The 1,584-nt window shown below is 57.3% G+C and carries 1 protein-coding gene; it reads right to left on the bottom strand.

Annotated features, from left to right (window positions below):
• Positions 1 to 8: 8 nt before the first annotated feature.
• Positions 9 to 1,373, bottom strand: coding sequence for an IS66 family transposase (gene tnpC / locus D1409_RS24155; RefSeq protein WP_394339051.1), 1,365 nt, complete (start codon positions 1,371 to 1,373; stop codon positions 9 to 11).
• Between the last annotated feature and the right edge of the window lie 211 nt (positions 1,374 to 1,584).

The following is a 1,584-nucleotide window of genomic DNA, read 5'->3' as shown; positions in this document are numbered from 1 at the left end:
GTACGTGTTTACCCCGAAGATTCAACGGCCGGCACAGCCTGAGCTCGTGAAATCATCTCGTTGTCTCGGGAAACTCGCTTGAGTTCGTCGTAGGGATTGCGTCCCTGCTGGCGCCACGTCGCCAGCAGGGACAGTACCGTCTCATGAACGAACATTCCGCGGTCGTTGCGAAGCGTTCCGATAAGTTTTCGAAGAACTACCGGCTCACGGAGTGCATTTTCGGCAGCATTGTTCGTTGGGGAGACCGCTGGCTCACCGACGAAGGTGAGCCAGTGGTCGAGGCCACCTTCGATCTTTCCGAGTAGTGTTGCCACTGGTCCGTCGGGAACTGACCGCTCAATCAACGATTCAAGCTCTCTACGTGCTACGCGCTGTAGTTCTGCTCGCTCACGAATTGTCAAGTCGCTCTCCAGCCGAGTCTGGAGAGCGACGTACAACTGCTTGAGAGAGTCGTAGATCGGTTTGCCTTCTGGCTGCTTCTCGGCGACATCTTCAGCCTCTCGCAGAATATGTGCCCAACACCGCTGTAGATTGTCGCTGAAGGCCGGATAGGCTGTCCACCCATCACAGATGACCGTTCCCGCGAAGTCCTCACCGAGGACTTCTGCGGGAACATCGCTTCCACGACTCTCTCTAACTGCGTATAGCGTGTGGTTCTCGGTGGTGAACGTCCAGATCCAGGCCTGTTCGCCGTCACGCTTGATTCCTGTCTCATCGATATGGACAACGTCAGCCTGCTGGATCTGACGGCGAATCTGTTCGTATTCACAGCGACCGGCGCGCGCAGCGCGCTCGGTCGCGTGCCATGCGGCCGCGCCTGACAGCTCCAGCCCGTGCAACTGCTCGAAACGGTCAGCAATCTTCCGGTAGGGCAGGCGGTAATCGTACCGAGACAGTGCTGACTGAGCAATGACGTTCACCCCGAACTGCCCCTCATCGGGGCAGTCGGGGTGTGTAGCGACTGTCTCGGTTCCACAGGAGTCGCACTGGTAGCAGTGGCGGTTGTACTGTGTGACTTCTGGTGGCTGTGGGTCCGGTATCTCCTCGACGAGTCGGGGGCTGACGCCCACCGACTCGTCGAAGTGTTGGCCACACTCTGGACAACAGTCACAGGTGACCTCAACTTCTTCGTCTGGATCAGACGTAGAACGCCATTCCGGGTCGTGACCGTCCTTTCGTCCGGGAGTGCCGCCGTCCGTTCTGACATCGTCGTCTTCGTCGTCTTGCGAGGTCGGGGACTCGTCAGTCCCCGACCGTCGCTTACTCGGCGGTGTATGTGGATTCTCGTATTTGCGAAGGCGTGTTTCGAGCTCTTCGATTCGTTCGTCCTTCTGCTCAAGTTTCTCCTCCAGCTCGTCAATTCGCTCTTCCATCTGGAGAAACCGTGAGAGAAGTTCGTCTTTGCTGAGGTCATCCCAATCCACTATGACCACCTCAGCGTTACCTCAGCAGGGTCACCGGGATGGTCTCCGAGCGGAGACCATCCCTGGAAAAAATCAATTAGCCCTTGCTGAGGGTACATATCCCCCCGATTGGTCGCCTATTACGAGATAGTGGCGAAATTCATCGGGGCTAAACACGTAC

Origin of the sequence: Halosimplex salinum, assembly GCF_003730195.1 — an archaeon.
Lineage (GTDB): Archaea > Halobacteriota > Halobacteria > Halobacteriales > Haloarculaceae > Halosimplex > Halosimplex salinum.
This window is presented reverse-complemented; position numbering and strand designations above follow the sequence as displayed.

Excerpts from the sequence above, each read along its gene's own strand:
- tnpC (WP_394339051.1), bottom strand. The coding sequence starts at position 1,373 with ATGGAAGAGCGAATTGACGAGCTGGAGGAGAAACTTGAGCAGAAGGAC.